At 47.4% G+C, this 17,942-nt stretch carries 15 protein-coding genes; 14 read left to right on the forward strand and 1 reads right to left on the reverse strand.

Annotation, left to right across the window (positions count from 1 at the left end; genetic code table 11):
* Positions 1-27: 27 nt before the first annotated feature.
* The 9 genes from glyQ to C7R92_RS17275 all read left to right on the forward strand — a co-directional run bounded on the left by glyQ (position 28) and on the right by C7R92_RS17275 (position 10,402).
* Positions 28-954, forward strand: a complete 927-nt coding sequence (gene glyQ / locus C7R92_RS17240; RefSeq protein ID WP_412679006.1) for a glycine--tRNA ligase subunit alpha — start codon at positions 28-30, stop codon at positions 952-954.
* Positions 947-3,016, forward strand: coding sequence for a glycine--tRNA ligase subunit beta (gene glyS, locus C7R92_RS17245; RefSeq protein WP_106835091.1), 2,070 nt, complete (start codon positions 947-949; stop codon positions 3,014-3,016). Before glyQ ends, glyS begins: the two co-directional genes overlap by 8 nt.
* A 122-nt stretch (positions 3,017-3,138) precedes the next feature.
* Positions 3,139-3,783 carry a transcriptional regulator CcpN gene (gene ccpN, locus C7R92_RS17250; RefSeq protein WP_012685777.1) on the forward strand — a complete coding sequence of 215 codons (645 nt, stop codon included), beginning with the start codon at positions 3,139-3,141 and terminating at the stop codon, positions 3,781-3,783.
* Between the two features lie 11 nt (positions 3,784-3,794).
* The gene (locus C7R92_RS17255; RefSeq protein WP_017247752.1) at positions 3,795-4,631 is read left to right on the forward strand and encodes a pyruvate, water dikinase regulatory protein; all 837 of its coding nucleotides are present in this window, start codon (positions 3,795-3,797) and stop codon (positions 4,629-4,631) included.
* Positions 4,632-4,835: 204 nt separating this feature from the next.
* The gene (gene dnaG, locus C7R92_RS17260; protein ID WP_106835092.1) at positions 4,836-6,710 is read left to right on the forward strand and encodes a DNA primase; all 1,875 of its coding nucleotides are present in this window, start codon (positions 4,836-4,838) and stop codon (positions 6,708-6,710) included.
* 34 nt (positions 6,711-6,744) lie between these two features.
* Positions 6,745-7,875 (forward strand): RNA polymerase sigma factor RpoD, encoded by a 1,131-nt coding sequence (gene rpoD / locus C7R92_RS17265; protein WP_007727582.1) that lies wholly within the window; start codon positions 6,745-6,747, stop codon positions 7,873-7,875.
* Positions 7,876-7,968: 93 nt separating this feature from the next.
* Positions 7,969-8,883, forward strand: a complete 915-nt coding sequence (locus C7R92_RS17270) for a hypothetical protein (protein WP_069850243.1) — start codon at positions 7,969-7,971, stop codon at positions 8,881-8,883.
* A gap of 76 nt (positions 8,884-8,959) precedes the next feature.
* Positions 8,960-9,124: a hypothetical protein gene (locus tag C7R92_RS32360; RefSeq protein ID WP_017247756.1), complete on the forward strand. Its 165-nt coding sequence runs from the start codon at positions 8,960-8,962 to the stop codon at positions 9,122-9,124.
* Positions 9,125-9,262: 138 nt separating this feature from the next.
* A complete protein-coding gene (locus C7R92_RS17275) occupies positions 9,263-10,402 on the forward strand; it encodes an acyl-CoA dehydrogenase family protein (protein WP_106835093.1) in 1,140 nt (379 codons plus the stop codon).
* Between the two features lie 79 nt (positions 10,403-10,481).
* Here C7R92_RS17275 and C7R92_RS17280 read toward each other — a convergent pair whose 3' ends face one another.
* The gene (locus tag C7R92_RS17280; protein WP_106835094.1) at positions 10,482-11,768 is read right to left on the reverse strand and encodes a S8 family peptidase; all 1,287 of its coding nucleotides are present in this window, start codon (positions 11,766-11,768) and stop codon (positions 10,482-10,484) included.
* Between the two features lie 383 nt (positions 11,769-12,151).
* Between C7R92_RS17280 and C7R92_RS17285 the strand changes: the two genes are divergently transcribed.
* The 5 genes from C7R92_RS17285 to C7R92_RS17305 form a co-directional block, all read left to right on the forward strand.
* Complete coding sequence (locus C7R92_RS17285) at positions 12,152-12,886, forward strand: tRNA (adenine(22)-N(1))-methyltransferase (RefSeq protein ID WP_069850238.1); 735 nt, start codon at positions 12,152-12,154, stop codon at positions 12,884-12,886.
* Positions 12,862-13,977 (forward strand): Nif3-like dinuclear metal center hexameric protein, encoded by a 1,116-nt coding sequence (locus C7R92_RS17290; RefSeq protein WP_106835095.1) that lies wholly within the window; start codon positions 12,862-12,864, stop codon positions 13,975-13,977. Before C7R92_RS17285 ends, C7R92_RS17290 begins: the two co-directional genes overlap by 25 nt.
* Before the next feature lie 56 nt (positions 13,978-14,033).
* Positions 14,034-16,034, forward strand: a complete 2,001-nt coding sequence (locus tag C7R92_RS17295) for an S-layer homology domain-containing protein (RefSeq protein WP_106835096.1) — start codon at positions 14,034-14,036, stop codon at positions 16,032-16,034.
* Entirely contained in the window at positions 16,031-17,527 is a 1,497-nt protein-coding gene (locus C7R92_RS17300) for a S41 family peptidase (RefSeq protein WP_106835097.1), read from the forward strand. Before C7R92_RS17295 ends, C7R92_RS17300 begins: the two co-directional genes overlap by 4 nt.
* Positions 17,528-17,626: 99 nt before the next feature.
* Positions 17,627-17,942, forward strand: a 316-nt coding sequence (locus tag C7R92_RS17305) for a helix-turn-helix domain-containing protein (protein ID WP_106833638.1), incomplete at its 3' end; no start/stop codon positions are given.

The following is a 17,942-nucleotide window of genomic DNA, read 5'->3' on the forward strand; positions in this document are numbered from 1 at the left end:
AAGTTTAGAGGAGGAAAAAGCATGAAAATGACATTTCAAGACATCATTTTGACGCTGCAAAACTTTTGGGCAAAGCACAACTGTCTCATTGTCCAGCCGTATGACGTTGAAAAAGGGGCAGGTACGTTAAACCCAATGACCTTCCTTCGTTCCATTGGACCTGAGCCGTGGAATGTGGCATATGTAGAGCCTTCCCGTCGCCCGGCTGACGGACGCTATGGGGAAAACCCGAACCGTTTGTATCAGCATCACCAGTTCCAAGTAATCATGAAGCCTTCCCCGGACAACATTCAGGAGCTGTACCTGGAGAGCTTGCGCGAACTCGGAATCGAGCCACTGGAGCATGATATCCGATTTGTAGAGGACAACTGGGAGCACCCAGGGCTTGGCGCTTGGGGCTTAGGCTGGGAAGTTTGGCTGGATGGAATGGAGATCACACAATTCACGTACTTCCAGCAAGTGGGCGGTCTGGAATGTAAACCAGTGGCAGTCGAGTTGACTTACGGACTGGAGCGTTTGGCTTCCTATATTCAGGAGAAAGAAAATGTGTTCGATCTGGAATGGTGCAACGGGTATACGTACGGAGATGTATTCTTGCAACCAGAATACGAGCATTCCAAATACACATTCGAGCTGTCTGATGTCGACATGCTGTTCTCTCTCTACAATACGTATGAGGCAGAAGCGAAGAGACTGATGGCGGAGCGACTGGTTTATCCGGCTTATGACTACGTACTGAAATGCTCCCACACCTTTAACTTGCTTGATGCGCGTGGAGCCATCAGTGTGACGGAGCGTACTGGCTACATCGCTCGTGTACGCAATCTGTCTCGTGAAGTAGCACAAACCTACTATAAAGAGCGTGAGCGCCTCGGTTTCCCGCTTTTGCAAAAAGGCAACGCACACGCTTCGGATCAAGTGAATCAGGTGAAGGGAGAGGATACAAATGAGTAAGCGCGATCTACTTGTAGAGGTTGGTTTGGAAGAAATGCCTGCTCGTTTTGTCGCACAGGCAGCGGCACAATTCAAGGAAAAAGTAGAAAAGTGGCTGACTGCTGAGCGCGTGCCGTTCGATCAAATTACGGCATTGGAGACACCTCGTCGTTTTGCCCTGTTGATCAATGGATTGGCAGAAAAGCAGCCTGATCGCAATGATGAAGCGAAAGGCCCTGCACGCAAAATCGCACAAGATGAAGCGGGGAACTGGTCCAAGGCAGCACTCGGATTTGCACGAAGCAACAATGTTGAGCCTGACCAACTGTATTATAAAGAAGTAAACGGGATCGAGTATGTTCATGCGCGCAAATCCGAAGCGGGAAAACCAACTACCGAGCTGTTGCCGCAACTGGCTGAAGTGATCACCGGTATGAGCTTCCCGAAAAACATGCGCTGGGGCGCACGCGATTTGAAATACGTTCGTCCGATTCGTTGGCTGGTTGCTTTGTTCGGCGATGAATTGATCGATCTGGAGATTGCAGGCGTAAAAAGCGGACGCGTTTCTCGTGGACACCGCTTCTTGGGAACAGAGGTTACGCTAAATCACCCAAGCGAATACGTGAGCAAGCTGGCTGAGCAATATGTCATGGTGAATCCCGACGAGCGCAGAGCAGCCATTGTAGAACAGATTCATCGCTTGGAGAAGGAAAATGGCTGGACGATTCCAATGGACGAAGGACTTCTGGATGAGGTAGTCCATCTTGTAGAATATCCAACCGCTCTTTACGGTACGTTTGAGCAAGAATTCCTTTCCATTCCACGTGAGGTTTTGGTTACCTCCATGCGTGAGCACCAGCGTTATTTCCCTGTGGAAAACGCACAGGGTCAATTGCTGAATCATTTTGTGACAGTGCGTAACGGAGACAGCCGCGCTCTGGAAAACGTAGCGAAAGGAAATGAAAAAGTTCTTCGCGCACGTCTGTCTGATGCTCGTTTCTTCTACGTGGAAGACCAAAAACTGTCCATTGAGAGCTGCCTGAAACGCTTGGAGACAATCGTTTACCATGAAGAGCTGGGAACAATCGGTGATAAAGTTCGTCGTGTACGCAAAACAGCTGCGCAAATTGCAAGCAAGCTGGGTGTGAGCGCGGAAGAGACGAAACAAGTAGACCGCATTGCAGAAATCGCAAAATTTGACCTCGTTACCAACATGGTAGGTGAATTCCCTGAACTGCAAGGGATTATGGGTGAAGATTACGCGCGCAAAGCGGGTGAGTCCGACCTCGTCGCAAGTGGCGTATTCGAGCATTACCTCCCGCGTTTTGCAGGGGACAAAATGCCTGCTTCCGCCCAAGGCGCTATCGCCAGCCTTGCTGACAAGATGGACACGATCGTAGGCTGCTTCTCGATTGGGATTGTGCCTACTGGCTCACAGGACCCGTATGGTCTGCGCCGTATGGCAGCGGGGATCGTTACGATTTTGGTGGAGCGCGACTGGCAAATTTCTCTTGCTGACCTGTGGAATGCCGCGATGGAAGGCTATGTAGCACAAGGCGTAAACAAGAGAGCGGCAGAAGACGTGAAAAAAGACCTCGTAGACTTCTTCGCACTCCGTCTGAAAAACGTCTTGCAGGATCATGGCGTTCGCTACGATGTCATCGACGCCGTTCTTGCTGCTGACCTGACACTGGTTCCAGAGGTGCTGGCAAAAGCGAAAGCACTGATGGGAGCTGTACAAACAGAAGAATTCAAGCTGATTGTGGAGCAGTTTAACCGGGTGAACAATCTGGCACAAAAAGCGGAAGCAGACCAAGTCAGCGAAGCTCTGTTCGCAGAAGATGTGGAACGTGCTTTGTATCAGGCATTCCAAGCTGTTCAAAAGGATGTAGAGGGTCTGAAGGATCAAGAGAAGGTGCTCGCAACCTTGTCAACCTTGCGCCAGCCGATCAACGCATTCTTTGATAAGGTAATGGTCATGGCCGAAGATCAGGCTGTTCGTGCGAATCGTCTGGGGCTTCTCTTGCAGCTTTCTCGTGTGCTTTATCGCTACGCAGATTTTTCCAAAGTTGTATTCGCGTAAACAAAATAAAACCGGTGCCTTCGTCTGAAAATCAGGCGGGGGCACCTTTTTTCCGCGTGAAAGAAGGAATATCCCGTCGAATAGAGTAATACTAGGAAGAGGTAAAGACAGAACCGGGGTGATTGGTCATCGAGCTTACCAAACGACAAGAGCACATCTTACAGATAGTGAAGGATGACGGACCGATAACAGGAGAGCATATCGCGGAGCGGCTAAATTTGACTCGCGCGACGCTACGCCCTGATTTATCCATCCTCACAATGTCAGGATATCTAGAAGCCAGACCTCGGGTCGGGTATTTTTATGCCGGCAGACCCGCAAGCTCAGTCATAAGTGAACGGCTTCACAAGCTTCTCGTCAATGACTACAAGGCGGTACCGATCGTGGTTTCCGAATCCGCCTCGGCATACGACGCCATCGTTACCCTCTTTCTGGAGGATGTTGGCACGTTATTCGTCGTCAATCAAAAAGGATATTTGGCTGGCGTGATCTCACGAAAAGACCTCCTGCGGGCTTCTTTAGGCAATAAGACGCTGGAGGATGTACCGGTCAGCATTATCATGTCTAGGATGCCGAATATCATTACATGTGCACCTGATGAGACCTTGTACGCAGCCGCCAAAAAGCTGATTGATTTTCAGATCGATTCTCTGCCTGTCGTAAGGCCGAGTGAGGAAGATCCGAAGCAAATGGAGCTGTTGGGGCGCGTCACCAAGACGACGATCGCGAAAGCATTTGTAGAATTGGGTAGCGAACCGAAAGTGTAGGAGGAGAAGCGATGCAAGGTAATCAGCAAGGACAGCTCATCTATGTAGTCTCAGACTCCATCGGCGAAACGGCCGAACTTGTCGTTCGCGCAGGAGCTAGTCAGTTTGATCGTTTTTTGTTTGATGTACAAAAGTATCCGTATATAGAAGACAAGGAATCGATTGACGAAATTATTGCTTCGGCAAAAGAATCGCGGGCAATGATTGTGTTCACTCTGGTCATTCCGGAGCTGAATGCGTATATTACACAACAAGCTGCTCTTCACGGAATTCCAGCTCTGGATGTTATGGGGCCTCTGATGAATACATTGCAGGGCATGTTGAAAGAGCCACCAACAGGAAAACCGGGCTTGGTTCGCCGTCTGGATGAAGAGTATTTCCGCAAAGTAGACGCCATCGAGTTTGCCGTCAAATACGACGATGGTCGGGACCCACGCGGCCTGTTGCGCGCAGATGTGGTTTTGATCGGCGTTTCGCGTACTTCCAAGACGCCTCTTTCCATGTATTTGGCTAACAAGCGACTTAAGGTTGCCAATGTTCCGCTTGTCCCGGAGGTAGAGCCACCAGAAGAATTGTTCCAACTGCCAATAGAAAGGTGTATTGGGCTTACTATCAATCCGGAGCAACTGAACGGCATTCGGACAGAGCGTCTGAAAGCACTAGGATTGACTGCACAAGCAAATTACGCCAATCTCGAACGGATTGCTGAAGAACTGGCTTATTCCAAGCGCATTATTGAGCGCCTTGGATGTACCGTTATCGATGTATCCAACAAGGCAGTGGAAGAAACGGCAAACATCATTTTGGAGATGATTAGAAAAAACAATCTCCGTAATGAAAGGAAATAGGCCGAAAGAAGGAATTTGACGTTTTTTGTAGAAAATCAATTAGCCGGGGTACTTATCATAGGTGAGTTTCTCAGCGTTTATTGCACTTAGAAATGTGGAAAAGTAATAAAAGAAGAAAAGAAGTTTGATGCAAAGAAGGAAATTGACGAATTTTGACGAACTAAATATTCTCACGTGCGATTCTCCTTATAAAGGTGGAAAGACATGACTGGTCCCACTTCAGATGAATTTGTAAATCAAGTGCGTGCCGCTGTCGACATCGTAGACGTTGTAGGAGAGTACGTTCAACTGAGAAAAAGCGGTCGTGCCTTTCTCGGTCTATGTCCGTTTCACTCTGAAAAGAGCCCTTCCTTCAACGTAAATGCAGAGCGACAGTTTTTTCATTGCTTTGGCTGTGGAGCAGGTGGGGATATCTTTTCCTTTTTAATGAAACTGGAGCAATTGACTTTTCCAGAGGCACTGCACAAATTGGCGGAGCGTGCCGGGATAGCTGTGCCCCAGCCGCAGCAAGTAGAGGATTCACCTGAAAAACGGATGAAACATGCGATGCAGGAAGCGCATACGTTCGTTTCACGCCTCTACCACTACGTGCTTACGAAAACCCCTTATGGCGCAGAAGCGATGAAGTATCTCGCAAAGCGCGGAATGTCTGAGGCGACAATAGCCGAATATCAAATCGGATTCGCTCCGGATTCCTGGGATTTCGTAACGCAGCAGTTGACAAAGCGGGGATTTTCACAGGAATTGATGGTGGAAGCAGGGCTTTTGGCCAGAAGCGATGCAGGAAAAATCTTTGATCGCTTTCGAGGTCGTATCATGTTTCCAATCCATGATTCCCAAGGTAACGTCATCGGATTTGGTGGACGCTTACTGCAAGGATCAAAGCCCAATTCCAACCAAAAGTCTCAACCCAAGTATCTGAATAGCCCGGAAAGCCTTTTGTTCAACAAAAGCGCTACGCTGTTTAATCTTCATCGTGCGCGCCCCATTATTAGAAAGAGAAAAGAGGCGCTATTGTTTGAAGGATATGTCGATGTCATATCGGCATGGCAGGCGGGTTTTATGCAAGGTATTGCCACTTTGGGAACAGCCTTGACGGAGCAGCAGGCCAGAATTCTGCGTCGCAATACAGAGTCAGTCGTACTCTGTTATGACGGAGATGCTGCAGGACAAGAAGCAACGAGCAAAGCGATTCATGTTTTGCAGCAAGCCGGTTTGATCGTTCGAGTTGCTCCACTTCCACAAGGAGTAGACCCGGATGATTACATCCGCCAGCATGGGGCTGAAGCATTTTCCCAGCAGGTATTGTTACAGGCGATGCCAATTACGGCTTTCCGTCTGAAACATTTACGCAGTCAGTTCGTAATAAAAGATGAGACGGACAAAGCTCGCTTAATCGCGAGGGCGGTCGAGATCATCAACGAGCTGGGCAGCCCGGTGGAACGGGACATGTATCAACGGCAATTGGCAGAAGAATACTCCCTTACTCTCGGTGATCTCAAATGGGAGTCCAAACGCGCGTACAATCAGCAAAAAAGTGAGCGCCAAAGGGATAAAGTGACGCCAGCATGGAATAATAGTATAAATAATGGCAAAGTTACGCTCGCGAAAACACTGCCACCCGCTTATCACACGGCTGAGCGCATGCTGCTTTACTACATGATGCGGAACGAAGAAATAGCCGCCCGCGTCCAACAGGAATGCAGCGCCCACTTTCAGGTGGATGAGCACGATGCGCTGGCTGCCTACCTGTACGCCTACTATGCAGAGGGAAACCCGGAAGACCCTGGAAAGTTTATACATTACGTGCAAGACGATTTGTTAAAGCAATTAGCCTCGGGATTGGCCATGATGGAGTGTAACAACGATGTATCTGAATTAGAGATCGGTGACTACATCAAACAAGTGAATAACTACCCGAAGCGTGCCGAGTTGGAACGATTGCGCGATGAGCAGCGGAGCTTACACCTCCAAGCGGCCGCAGCGGACAGCGAGGATGCGCGCAAACAACTTGAACTTCAAGCAGCCGTTACAGGGATGAAGATTCTTGAATTGGAAAATGCTTTAAAAGAAGGGTAGCTTCAGATCATTCCCGGGGAAGGAGGGAAAGTAGATGAACAAGCAAAATATCACTTCCGACATGGAAGCAACGTCCATCGAACAAGTGAAGGAACAGCTGGTCGAATTAGGTAAGAAACGCGGCGCACTGTCGTATAAGGAGATTACTGCTCGCCTGGCAGGTTTCGAACAGGATTCTGATCAAATGGATGAGTTTTTTGAATATCTTGGTGATCAAGGCATTGAGATTAACAACAATGAGAATGAAGATGACGATGATGAAGTCGATCAAATGATCATCAAGGACGAGGACAACGAAGAATTCGATTATGACGATCTCTCCGTTCCGCCTGGAATCAAGATCAATGACCCTGTACGGATGTATCTGAAGGAAATTGGTCGAGTTCCTCTGCTCTCCGCAGAAGAGGAGATTAAACTGGCACAGCGAATTGAACAAGGTGATGAGGAAGCCAAAAGACGTCTGGCTGAGGCGAACTTGCGATTGGTTGTATCGATTGCGAAGCGTTATGTAGGACGCGGCATGCTATTCCTTGATTTGATTCAAGAAGGGAACATGGGTCTGATTAAAGCGGTGGAAAAGTTTGACTATCGCAAAGGCTACAAGTTCAGTACGTATGCGACCTGGTGGATTCGCCAAGCGATTACCCGTGCCATTGCGGACCAGGCTAGAACGATCCGTATTCCGGTTCATATGGTGGAAACGATCAATAAGTTAATCCGTGTTTCCCGTCAGCTTCTGCAAGAGCTAGGTCGTGAACCTATGCCAGAAGAAATCGCTGAAAAAATGGATCTCACTCCGGAAAAAGTTCGGGAAATCATGAAGATTGCTCAAGAACCAGTATCCCTGGAGACTCCAATTGGGGAAGAAGACGATTCCCACCTAGGTGATTTCATTGAGGATCAGGATGCATTGGAGCCATCTGATGCAGCTGCCTATGAACTCTTGAAAGAACAGTTGGAAGACGTTTTGGATACTTTAACAGACCGGGAAGAGAATGTACTGCGTTTGCGTTTTGGATTAGATGACGGTCGTACACGGACGTTAGAAGAAGTAGGGAAAGTGTTTGGCGTAACCCGTGAACGGATTCGTCAGATCGAAGCAAAAGCGCTTCGCAAATTGCGTCATCCGAGTAGAAGTAAACGCTTAAAAGATTTCCTGGAATAACCGATATAAGAAGTATGTGGCCTACGTTAGCCGACGTAGGCTTTTCTTATTCATGAAAGTAAACACTTTTTGTCGTAGTTAGGAGGGGCCGCGTTGGACGACCAGCGCAAGCGCACGATTATCGCCGAAATTGAAAACTGGCGGCGCAACCATTTACTGCCTGAACATTACTGCATCTTCTTGTTAAATCTGTATACAGAAGGGGATCGGCCAAATACACCGGCATCCGCAGGCGGGAATGAGCGAATGGGAACGGCACCGGGTGTACTGTCAGGAAAAGTCAATTCAACATCATCTGTCATAAATACATATGCACCTAGAACTGTCTCTCCAGTGACGGGGAAAATGGTAGTGGCATGGCTTCTTGGTGCCTTTGTTATTGCTGGTTTGATCTTACTTGCTTTTCATTTTAACCGTTTTCAAACCCCAATGCAAATTACCATCTTTGCCTGTTTCGCTCTTGTTTTCTATATTCTGGGACTCGTTTATCGAAGGTCGGCCCCGCCATTGACGCATTTATTCCTGGCTTTGTCATTTTTGATCTTGATCGCGGGAGGCGTGTATTGTATCCAAAAACTGGATGGTAGCATGCCGTTTGTCCTGTTCTACTTAGGCTTCGTTTGCATGTTACTGTGCATTAGCGCAATTGTATTCGGCTACGCTTATTTGCTCTATGCAGGGTTACTGGGTTTGGCCATCTTGTATGGCATTACAACCGTTCATCGGGTAGGGATGGACTATACATGGTGGACATCGGAGTTGTACTGGGTACCGCTTGCGTGCTTGCTCACAGGTATGGGCTTCTTGATGAATAAGGCCAATGCGAAATGGGCGGGAGTATTTGCTGTATGTGGACTTGCCTTTTTCTTTGGTGCAGAGATACAGGCTTTGTATATTCCAGAAGCGAAGCGGGATATGATTCAATTACTGTTGTTCATAAAGGTGTTCATCGCGTCAACTTTGTTCTTCTTCACGCGAGGATATTGGTATGCGTGGTTGCGACTATAGGACTCTGCATGACTTCTCGTTTTCCTCTCCCTGCTTATCTGTTACAATTTCAGAAGAGAGCAAACGGGGTGAATAGATGAACAACAAGTGGAAAGTATTAATCGGTATTTTGCTGGCGGCTATTTTTCTGGGCGGAGAAACAGTTGCCAAGTTTATGGGTGTAAATACATACAGTCTCGGATTCATAGCAGCCTCTGTATCTTTTTTGGGAGCGATTTTATTAGGAGCACGCCGATCATAGGCGTGTTTTTTTTGAGAAATTACCACATGAATCCAAATCGTGGTGTATAATGGTAAGAGTATTCTGAACAAACGCTCAGTCAAAATTGTGTATTTCTTGATAGTTCTTTACTAAAGCGTTTTCAAGGGGGCAGCGATTATGAACTTCGATTTGACTTCAGAACAGCAAATGTTAAAAAAAATGATCCGCGAATTTGCTGATGAGGTAGTAGCACCAGGAGCAGATGAACGCGATCAAACCAAACAATTCCCTGTCGAAATATTCAAGCAGATGTGCGAATTGAACCTGATGGGTCTTCCATTCTCTGAGAAATACGGGGGAGCCGGAGCCGATTCCACGAGTTTTGCGATCGTGGTAGAAGAGCTTAGTCGTGCATGCGGTTCTACAGGAATCACGTATTCTGCGCATATTTCGTTAGGTGGCGCTCCACTTGCTTTGTTTGGAACGGAACAACAGAAGCTGAACTATTTAACCAAAATCTGTTCGGGCGAAAGCTTTGGTGCGTTTGGCTTGACGGAACCGAATGCAGGGTCTGACGCAGGTGGTACGAGGACGAATGCGGTCTTGGCTGATGGGCAGTGGACGATTAATGGCTCCAAGTGCTTCATTACCAATGCCTCCTATGCTTCGTTTCTCGCCTTGACAGCTGTAACGGACAAAGAGCAGGGCTCACGCGGTATTACTGCTTTTATCGTTCCGACTGATGCATCTGGTTTTCAAGTGCTGGCTAACTATGAAAAGCTCGGCTTGCACAGCTCCAATACGACCGAGCTCGTGCTTGAAAATGTCCGGGTGCCAGAGGAAAACATCCTTGGGAAAAGGGGCGAAGGCTTCAAGCAGTTCCTCATTACACTTGATGGTGGGCGAATCGGGATCGGCGCTATGGCAGTAGGAATTGCACAGGCTGCCTACGACAAAGCGCTGCAATACTCCAAGCAGCGTACGGCATTTGGTAATTCCTTAAGTCATTTTCAAGCGATCCAGCACAAGCTGGCGGATATGGCGATGCAAATAGAGCTGGCGAGAACGATGGTGTATAAAGCAGCGTGGCTGAAGGATCATGGTCGCAAATTTACGAAAGAAGCAGCAATGGCAAAATTGTATGCTTCAGAGATTGCCATGTCTGCTACTCATCAGGCCATTCAGATTCACGGTGGCTATGGTTATATGCGGGAGTATCAGGTGGAACGATTTTTCCGCGATGCCCGTCTGTTAGAGATCGGCGAGGGGACTTCAGAGATTTTACGTAATGTGATCGCTAGAGAAATCGGGTGCTAGCCTTTCGATGTTTACAATGAAAGAGCATGACTGCCAGCGAAAACTGACAGCCATGGCTCTTTTTTTGTTTCTTATTATTTTATTGATCGCCAGGTTGTACAGTTGGGAATCCAAAGCCACTAGCGATATCGTCACCTACAGCAGCGTTGGAGCCACCTTTGATGTCATTTCCTGTCGCACGTTTTTGCAATTCTACGCGAACATCTTGATTGCTCCAAGATGGGTTGGATGCCCAGATTTTTGCAGCCAAACCTGAAATGTGTGGTGTTGCCATGGAGGTTCCGCTAATGGAGTTATAGCCTCCGTTATTCCATGTAGACTGAATAGCGCGTCCTGGTGCTGATACTTCCACATCGCGCTCTTGAATCACGTAGTCTCCCGCTTGCCCGCTCTTGCCACGAGAAGAGAAGTCAGCTACACGGTAGGTACCGTTTTGTTGAACATTCTCTAACGCTGCTACGGCTACTGTATTCACTAATGCGCCAGGGTAGCCAATGCTATTCACTGTCGGTCCAGAGTTACCGGCTGCAGCGACGACTAATACACCGTTTTGGTTTGCATACGTGATGGCACTTTCCATAAGGGTACTCTTTCTGCTAGAGCCAAGGGACATAGAGACGATCGTTTTCACGCCTAATTGAGCGGATTGGTCAGCAGCGTAACGAATGGCATAGGCAATGTCATCCTCATAGCCGGAGCCTGAGTCATCCAATACTTTATATGCCCATAGCTTTGCATCTGGTGCTACACCATAAATACCTGCGCCACTGCCACCGTCAGCGAGAACAGTTCCAGCGACGTGTGTTCCATGACCATGCGCATCGTTGCAAGCACCGGTAACAACAGGAGAAGCTTGCGTGAAATCGTTGCACTGCTCTGCGTTAGCGGTTAAGTCCGGGTGCTGCGTAAACACGCCAGTATCCAGGACTGCAACACGAACATCTGCACCTCCGGCCGTAGCAGAGAGGGACTGGTTCTTATAGATGGCTTTAATTCCCCACGGAACGACTGCCGCAGGAGAGAACTCTGGCTCGCTTGCCTGATCTTCTTCTATATACTCAGCGATCTTTAATTTTTTCAACACGGTAATTTTTACATTGGGATCGCTTTTCAGCTGGTTAAGTTGATCGCTATTTACATCGAGAGTAAAGCCCTCTTGACCAAAATCATGGCGTACGTCCAGTGGTTCAGCAAAATAACCAGTTCTCACATCCGAATCTGACTGAATTAATACCCGTGCAGTACCAAGTTCACTGAATTCACTGGTTGAATCATTACTGGCTGCCCCCACACCTGTGAAGACACTCATCACTAGCGCCGAAGAGAGTAAACCCATTGCCCACCACTTGCCGGTTCTTTTTTTCAAACTGTTCTCCTCCTTAAAGAAATTTAGTCTGTGTAGTTCATGATGTGCATGGCGTTAATATACATATCTGTAAAAAATTTGTAAATATTTATTTATTAAAATAAAGTTCACAATTTGGTAAAAATTAAGTTAAATTACATAAAATACCAAAAATGTTGTCATGTTTAAAAACTTTCCTTGTTATTCCGAACATTACATCCAACAGAATGGCTACCTGTAAGCCTCCCGACTACTACCCAAGAGCCCCTCTTAGTTGCATTGTCCCTGCTCGGATGCAACAGCGAGGATTTTGTCGTTCTTTGCTGATCATCTGTTAGGGAATTAGCATTTCGCAATTGTTGCCAAATAGGGTAGAATAGAGGCAACGGAAGGTGAATATACAGATGACATCAGTATCAATATCCAAGCGGCTACAAACGATTGCCCGCTATTGTCCAGAAGGAGCCCGCGTCGCCGACATCGGGTCGGATCATGCGTTGTTGGCTTCTTATTTGCTTGTAAAAGGAATGGCTTCCTTCGTGATCGCAGGCGAATTGAATGAAGGGCCTTTTCAAGCGGCACAAAAACAAATACATACATTGCAGGTAAAAGATCGCGCTTCGGTGCGTAAAGGAAACGGACTCGCGGTATTACAGCCTGGCGAAGCAGATGTAATCTGCATTGCGGGGATGGGCGGACAACTGATCGTTTCCATTTTGGAAGCAGGAAAAGACAAACTCGAAGGTGTGCAACGCCTGATTCTGCAACCAAACGTAGGGGAAGAAGCGGTTCGCCTGTGGATGATAGAGAATGGTTGGCAGTTAATCGCAGAGTCCATTTTGCAGGAGGACGGCGTGATTTATGAGATTCTCGTTGCAGAACGAGGCAATCCTACCTTGCCTTATGAGGGCAAAGATCGTACACAGCAAGAGCTTCTGCGCATTGGTCCATTTCTTTGGGAGGAAAAATCAGACGTATTACAAGAGAAGTGGCTGAGCGAGCAAGAAAAATGGCAAAAGGTCATCGTTCAATTAAAGCGTTCGGACAAGCCGGAAGCAGCAGAACGAATTAAAGAAATCGAAGCAGAAGTAAAATGGATCGATGAGGTGATTGCATGCTTGCGCACGGACAAACAGTAATCCAGTATGTAGAACGTCTGGCGCCAAAATCGTTGGCGATGGAAGGCGACAAGATTGGCCTTCATATAGGCACCTTGCAAAAAAAGGTAAAAAAAGTAATGATCGCACTAGACGTGCTGGAATCTGTGGTGGATGAAGCAATTGCAGAGGGTGTAGACCTGATTGTGGCACACCATGCCGTCATTTATCGACCACTCAAACACCTCCGGACGGATCTCGCCGCAGGACGTGTGTTCGAAAAGCTGATCAAACACGACATTGCTGTATACACAGCCCATACCAATTTGGATGTTGCGTACGGGGGGATGAACGATTGGCTTGCAGAAGCGGTTGGACTCACTGACATTGATGTACTGGATGTTCTTTCACGAGAGGCTTGGAAGAAGCTCGTCGTATTCGTACCCGCTACCCATAAGGAAGCAGTATTTTCCGCTCTTGCAGAAGCGGGTGCAGGGCATGTAGGCAACTATAGCCACTGTTCTTTTCAGACAGAAGGGACTGGAACCTTTTTACCAGGAGAAGGAACGAATCCCCATATCGGTTCGACAGGCCAGTTGGAAAAAGCAGAGGAAGTTCGCATCGAGATGATTGTTCCCGCTTCCAGACAATCGGCTGCGGTCAAAGCCATGCTTGCTGCCCATCCCTACGAAGAAGTCGCCTATGACATCATTCCTTTGGAGCAGTCCGGAACTGTATACGGAATTGGACGTATTGGCATTCTACCTGCACCACTGACGCTGCGTGAGTTTGCTTTGCTTGTCAAAGAACGGTTTTCCCTCCATGGTCTTCGCGTAGTTGGTGACTTGGATGCGACAGTCAAAAAAGTAGCGGTAGTAGGTGGAGACGGTAGCTCTTTTGTTTCCAAAGCCATTTTTAAAGGCGCGGATGTTTATTTAACCGGAGACATTGGGTATCACACCGCACACGATGCACAAGCAGAAGGCTTGTCGATCGTAGATGCAGGTCACAATATCGAAAAAATCATGAAGGAAAAGCTGGCGGCCATCTTGCTTGAACAATTGCAGGCAAATGGTTACGAAACAGAGGTTATTCCTTCGCGCGTGCACACAGATCCGTTCCAGTTTGTATAAGACGTAGCAGGATCAATCTTTGGTTGCCTGCCAGATGAAGTGTAGGAGGATTTTATGTGCAAAAACTAATCCGAACGATTTCTTGTGGATTATTAACGTTAAGCTTACTCACCCCCGGCGTCGCATCAGCGGCTGGGGGCTTATTGCCATACAATGACATCAACAAGCACTGGGCGAGAAACGCAATCATTCAAGGTGTGCAGCTCGGTTTGTTTGAGGCTGGTCCAAATGTTCCGAAGTTTTACCCAAATCGTGACATGACACGTGCGGAATTTCTCGTTATGATCGATCGTCTTTATTACGGTGGGCAGTATCAGATCTATCCGCTTACTTTCTTATCCGAGCATTCGGAGTGGGCGCGAGCAGAAGGTTTTCAGGAACCGTATTTGCCGTATAAAGATGTTGATCGCCTGACCTGGATGTACAAACCAACGTTGCGCATTTCCACGATCTTGGACAGACTGTACGGGCCAAATGCGATTCAGTACATTTTTCCTGGTGAGATGATGAAGCCGAATCAGCCGATCACCAACGAAGAAGCTGCCAAGATATTGCAAATGTTCACGATGTCTCCAGATAGTAAAAATGCTTGGGAAGAAGTGCGTTCATGGGGATGGCTAGAGGGAGAAAAAACGGATCGGGTGAAGCGGGGAGATGCTGCAGTCGCAGCTGATCGCATGGTGAATTATTTCCTTCAGGATGGAATCATGCCTCTGTTGGATTATGATGGGAAAAAGTTCCCGATGGTCCCGGATATCGAAGAGGTATTGCCGTTATTCGCAACCTATGTAGATCCCAAAACAACTGAAGAACAGATTTATGTAGATGCGGCTGCCGCTATTCGCAGTAGAAATGATAGTGAAGAGACATTTGCGCAGTTACGCAAGCTGGCCGATTCCTCCTTCCCCAATCAAGTCGGTGTTCACTATTTATTGAGCTGGAATCCTGAAACACCGCTTGAAACCAATCTGGATGAAGCTTTTCTTGCTATCGACGCTTACCTCGAGGACAGAATCATTCTCCCGGGCACACTCGGGCTATTAACTGCCAATGTGTACGATATTGCCTTGCAGCTAGGGAACACGGATCAAAGCCAGTATCAAAAAGTGCTCGACCGCTTCAGTGTCTATGAACAAAAATTCAAGCGAAATCCCAAAGAATGGGAATCGGTTGCCGTGTATTTGGGGGCACTAGAAATCAGGGGTGGTCAGATAGACCTGGCGTTGGCACGTTACAAGCAATTTGCTGACAGAAGCCCAGAAGCATTGTTGAATACTTCCTATTATTATTTGCAGGAAGGACGTATTCAGGAAGCAGAAGAAGTTCTTGCTGCGATGAAACCGAAAGCGTCAGACAGCAGAATGAAACAACTGGACAAAATGTTGCGTCAAGAGTTTGCCTCTTTAAAAGATCAGCCAGCTATTATTTCTGATTTGGGATACTCTTTGCGTCAGTTGGACAATGCCGACACCTACCAAGTGAAGGGCGAAGCGGTGTTGAGTGGATTGACGTTCTCATACACGCAGGATATTAACAAGGAAAAACAAATAAGCAGAATATCCGGCTTTTATCAATCTCCTCAAAAACTAATATCAGACAAGTTGCTCTCTTATACAGATGGGAAAACAAACACGCAATACTCGTACGATACGGATCGGCAGACATGGGACAAGAATAGAACGGACAAAGTTGACTTTTTGCACGAGTGGGTTGGTGCTGTCAAGGTAACCGATCGTGCTAAGGAGCTTCATGCTCGCTACTACAAGCAATCTTACGGGAAGTACGATGTCATTACGGAATGGATTCCGGGCTCTATGCTAGTAGAGAAATCAAATAAGGTTACGCTCGGACAAGGAAAAGTGAAAGACGTTCCTTTGTTCATGAACAAGTATTATATTGATCGGGCCAGCGACCAAATTGTTAAACATACGTGGCGTTATGAAGAAATTTATGAGGGCGACGGATATGTAGCCTATTCGGGTACCGACAATTACGACTTTACAAGCAATGTTGTATTTTCGATACCTGATGATGTTCGAAAAGGGGTGGCTCCATGAAGCGAATTAGTCAATGGGCAATAGCAATTGTCCTACTACTTACAACTGTTCTTCCTGTGCAAGCGGCAGAGTATCCTTACGAAGAAACGGAAGAAGTGTTCCTGCACGTCATGGAGAGCCACTTGAGCAAGCCGGCAGCCAAACAATTGGTAAAAGGGGCTCTAGAGGTGGTCAGCGAGCAGGCCAAACTGAAAAAACAGCTTCAGTTCGAAGTTTCTGAAGAAGATGATACTTGGGACGAGTTAGAATTGAGGCTTGCAGAATGGCAGAAGAAAGGCGGGTTTGATACGCAGACGATGAACACTTGGGCGATTGATGGAATGATCTCCACGCTCAATGACCCGCACAGCGTATTTTTTACCCAAGATGAATTGCGTCTGTTCCAATCTGACGTTGAAAATCAATTTGTTGGATTTGGCTTTCGTCTGCGGCTGCAAAATGATCATATTATCATCCGTGAAATCGTTCCGAATTCTCCAGCAGCAGCATCGTCCTTGCAACGAGGCGATCAATTGATCAAAGTCAATGAGACCTCGTTGGTCGGAAAGACTTTTGAAGAAGCGTATGCTTATTTGAAGGGCAACGAAGGGACCGAAGCCGTTCTTACTGTATATCGTCCATCCGACAAACGGGAGCACCAAGTGAAGCTGAAGCGTGCCTTCATGACCTTGCCGGAAGCGGAAGGACAGATGTTTACGAAAGGCGCGGTTGGCTATATCAGTCTTGAAACATTCGGATCAGAAGGAGCTATCCAGGTAAGGGATAAGCTCGCAGACCTTTCCCGTGTGCAAAAACCGTTGTCCGGATTGGTGTTAGACCTACGTGATAATGGCGGGGGATACTTGGCCACAGCGCGGGACATCGCGAGCCTCTTTATGGAAGAAGGCTTGCTGATGTACACCACGAATCGCAATGGGGTAGAGGTAGAGACGTGGGTACGAAATGGGCAGGATATCGGCATTCCAGTGCGAATTTTGGTAAACGGCGGAACAGCTTCTGCATCTGAGCTGTTGTCAGGTGCGCTGCGTGATCATAGTATCGCCAAACTTGTGGGTACCAAAACATTTGGAAAAGGGAGTGCCCAACAAGTTATTCCGTTGTCAGACGGTGACGCACTCAAGCTTACACTGAATGAATATTTTACTCCTAAGCATACCGTGGTGAATCACGTAGGGCTTCAACCAGATATGGTTGTGGAGGATTATGGAGCACAAGTAGTAGAAGCTCTCCATTCCTTGAACGTCAGGACGTGGGAACTGAGTGACGCAGAAGGCGACACAGTCATCAATGGAATTCCTTTCCCGACAGTGGATCCTCTCTTTAAACAAATGCCTCAAGGGCTGCAAATCCGAGCTGCTGTACTCTCGCATTTGCTGGGTGATCCGTCCATTGGTGAAAAAGATTATGTGGCACTTGCTCCTTATTTGAAAAAGTATCCTGCACTCAAACTGCAAACGAAAAATGGTGTCAACACCCTCACATTTACTTCGTAAGCAAGATCCCCTGTCGCTTTTTTGAAGTGCACCCCTTAGAATAGACATTGGAAAAACCCATAGGGAAATCCGATGTAATTCTAGGGGGTGCTTTTCGTCATGGCAGTGAAAGGACAGAAATTTAAACATTATCCAGAATCACTCAAAGTAGAAGCAGTTCGCTTGCACGTGGAAGAGGGATGGAGCTACAGAAAGATTGCCGAACACCTAGGGGTCCAGGATAAATATCGCGTCAGAACTTGGATGAGGAAGTATCGCGAAAGTGGAGAGGTATCATTCAAGGACGGGCGTGGAAATCCTCATCGGGTTGAAACGGAGCAGGACCGGGAGATTCGGCGTCTACAAATGGAGGTAGATGTTTTAAAAAAGTGGTTACAAATCTTGAATCGGGAGGGTTGGAAAACAAGCACATCGT

Source organism: Brevibacillus porteri (assembly GCF_003013475.1).
Classification (GTDB): domain Bacteria; phylum Bacillota; class Bacilli; order Brevibacillales; family Brevibacillaceae; genus Brevibacillus; species Brevibacillus porteri.

What these genes read in the sequence shown, in the direction of transcription:
- glyQ (WP_412679006.1), top strand. Translation starts at nt 28, where the DNA reads ATGACATTTCAAGACATCATTTTGACGCTGCAAAACTTTTGGGCAAAG.
- glyS (WP_106835091.1), top strand. Translation starts at nt 947, where the DNA reads ATGAGTAAGCGCGATCTACTTGTAGAGGTTGGTTTGGAAGAAATGCCT.
- C7R92_RS17255 (WP_017247752.1), top strand. Translation starts at nt 3,795, where the DNA reads ATGCAAGGTAATCAGCAAGGACAGCTCATCTATGTAGTCTCAGACTCC.
- dnaG (WP_106835092.1), top strand. Translation starts at nt 4,836, where the DNA reads ATGACTGGTCCCACTTCAGATGAATTTGTAAATCAAGTGCGTGCCGCT.
- rpoD (WP_007727582.1), top strand. Translation starts at nt 6,745, where the DNA reads ATGAACAAGCAAAATATCACTTCCGACATGGAAGCAACGTCCATCGAA.
- C7R92_RS32360 (WP_017247756.1), top strand. Translation starts at nt 8,960, where the DNA reads ATGAACAACAAGTGGAAAGTATTAATCGGTATTTTGCTGGCGGCTATT.
- C7R92_RS17275 (WP_106835093.1), top strand. Translation starts at nt 9,263, where the DNA reads ATGAACTTCGATTTGACTTCAGAACAGCAAATGTTAAAAAAAATGATC.
- C7R92_RS17285 (WP_069850238.1), top strand. Translation starts at nt 12,152, where the DNA reads ATGACATCAGTATCAATATCCAAGCGGCTACAAACGATTGCCCGCTAT.
- C7R92_RS17290 (WP_106835095.1), top strand. Translation starts at nt 12,862, where the DNA reads ATGCTTGCGCACGGACAAACAGTAATCCAGTATGTAGAACGTCTGGCG.
- C7R92_RS17300 (WP_106835097.1), top strand. Translation starts at nt 16,031, where the DNA reads ATGAAGCGAATTAGTCAATGGGCAATAGCAATTGTCCTACTACTTACA.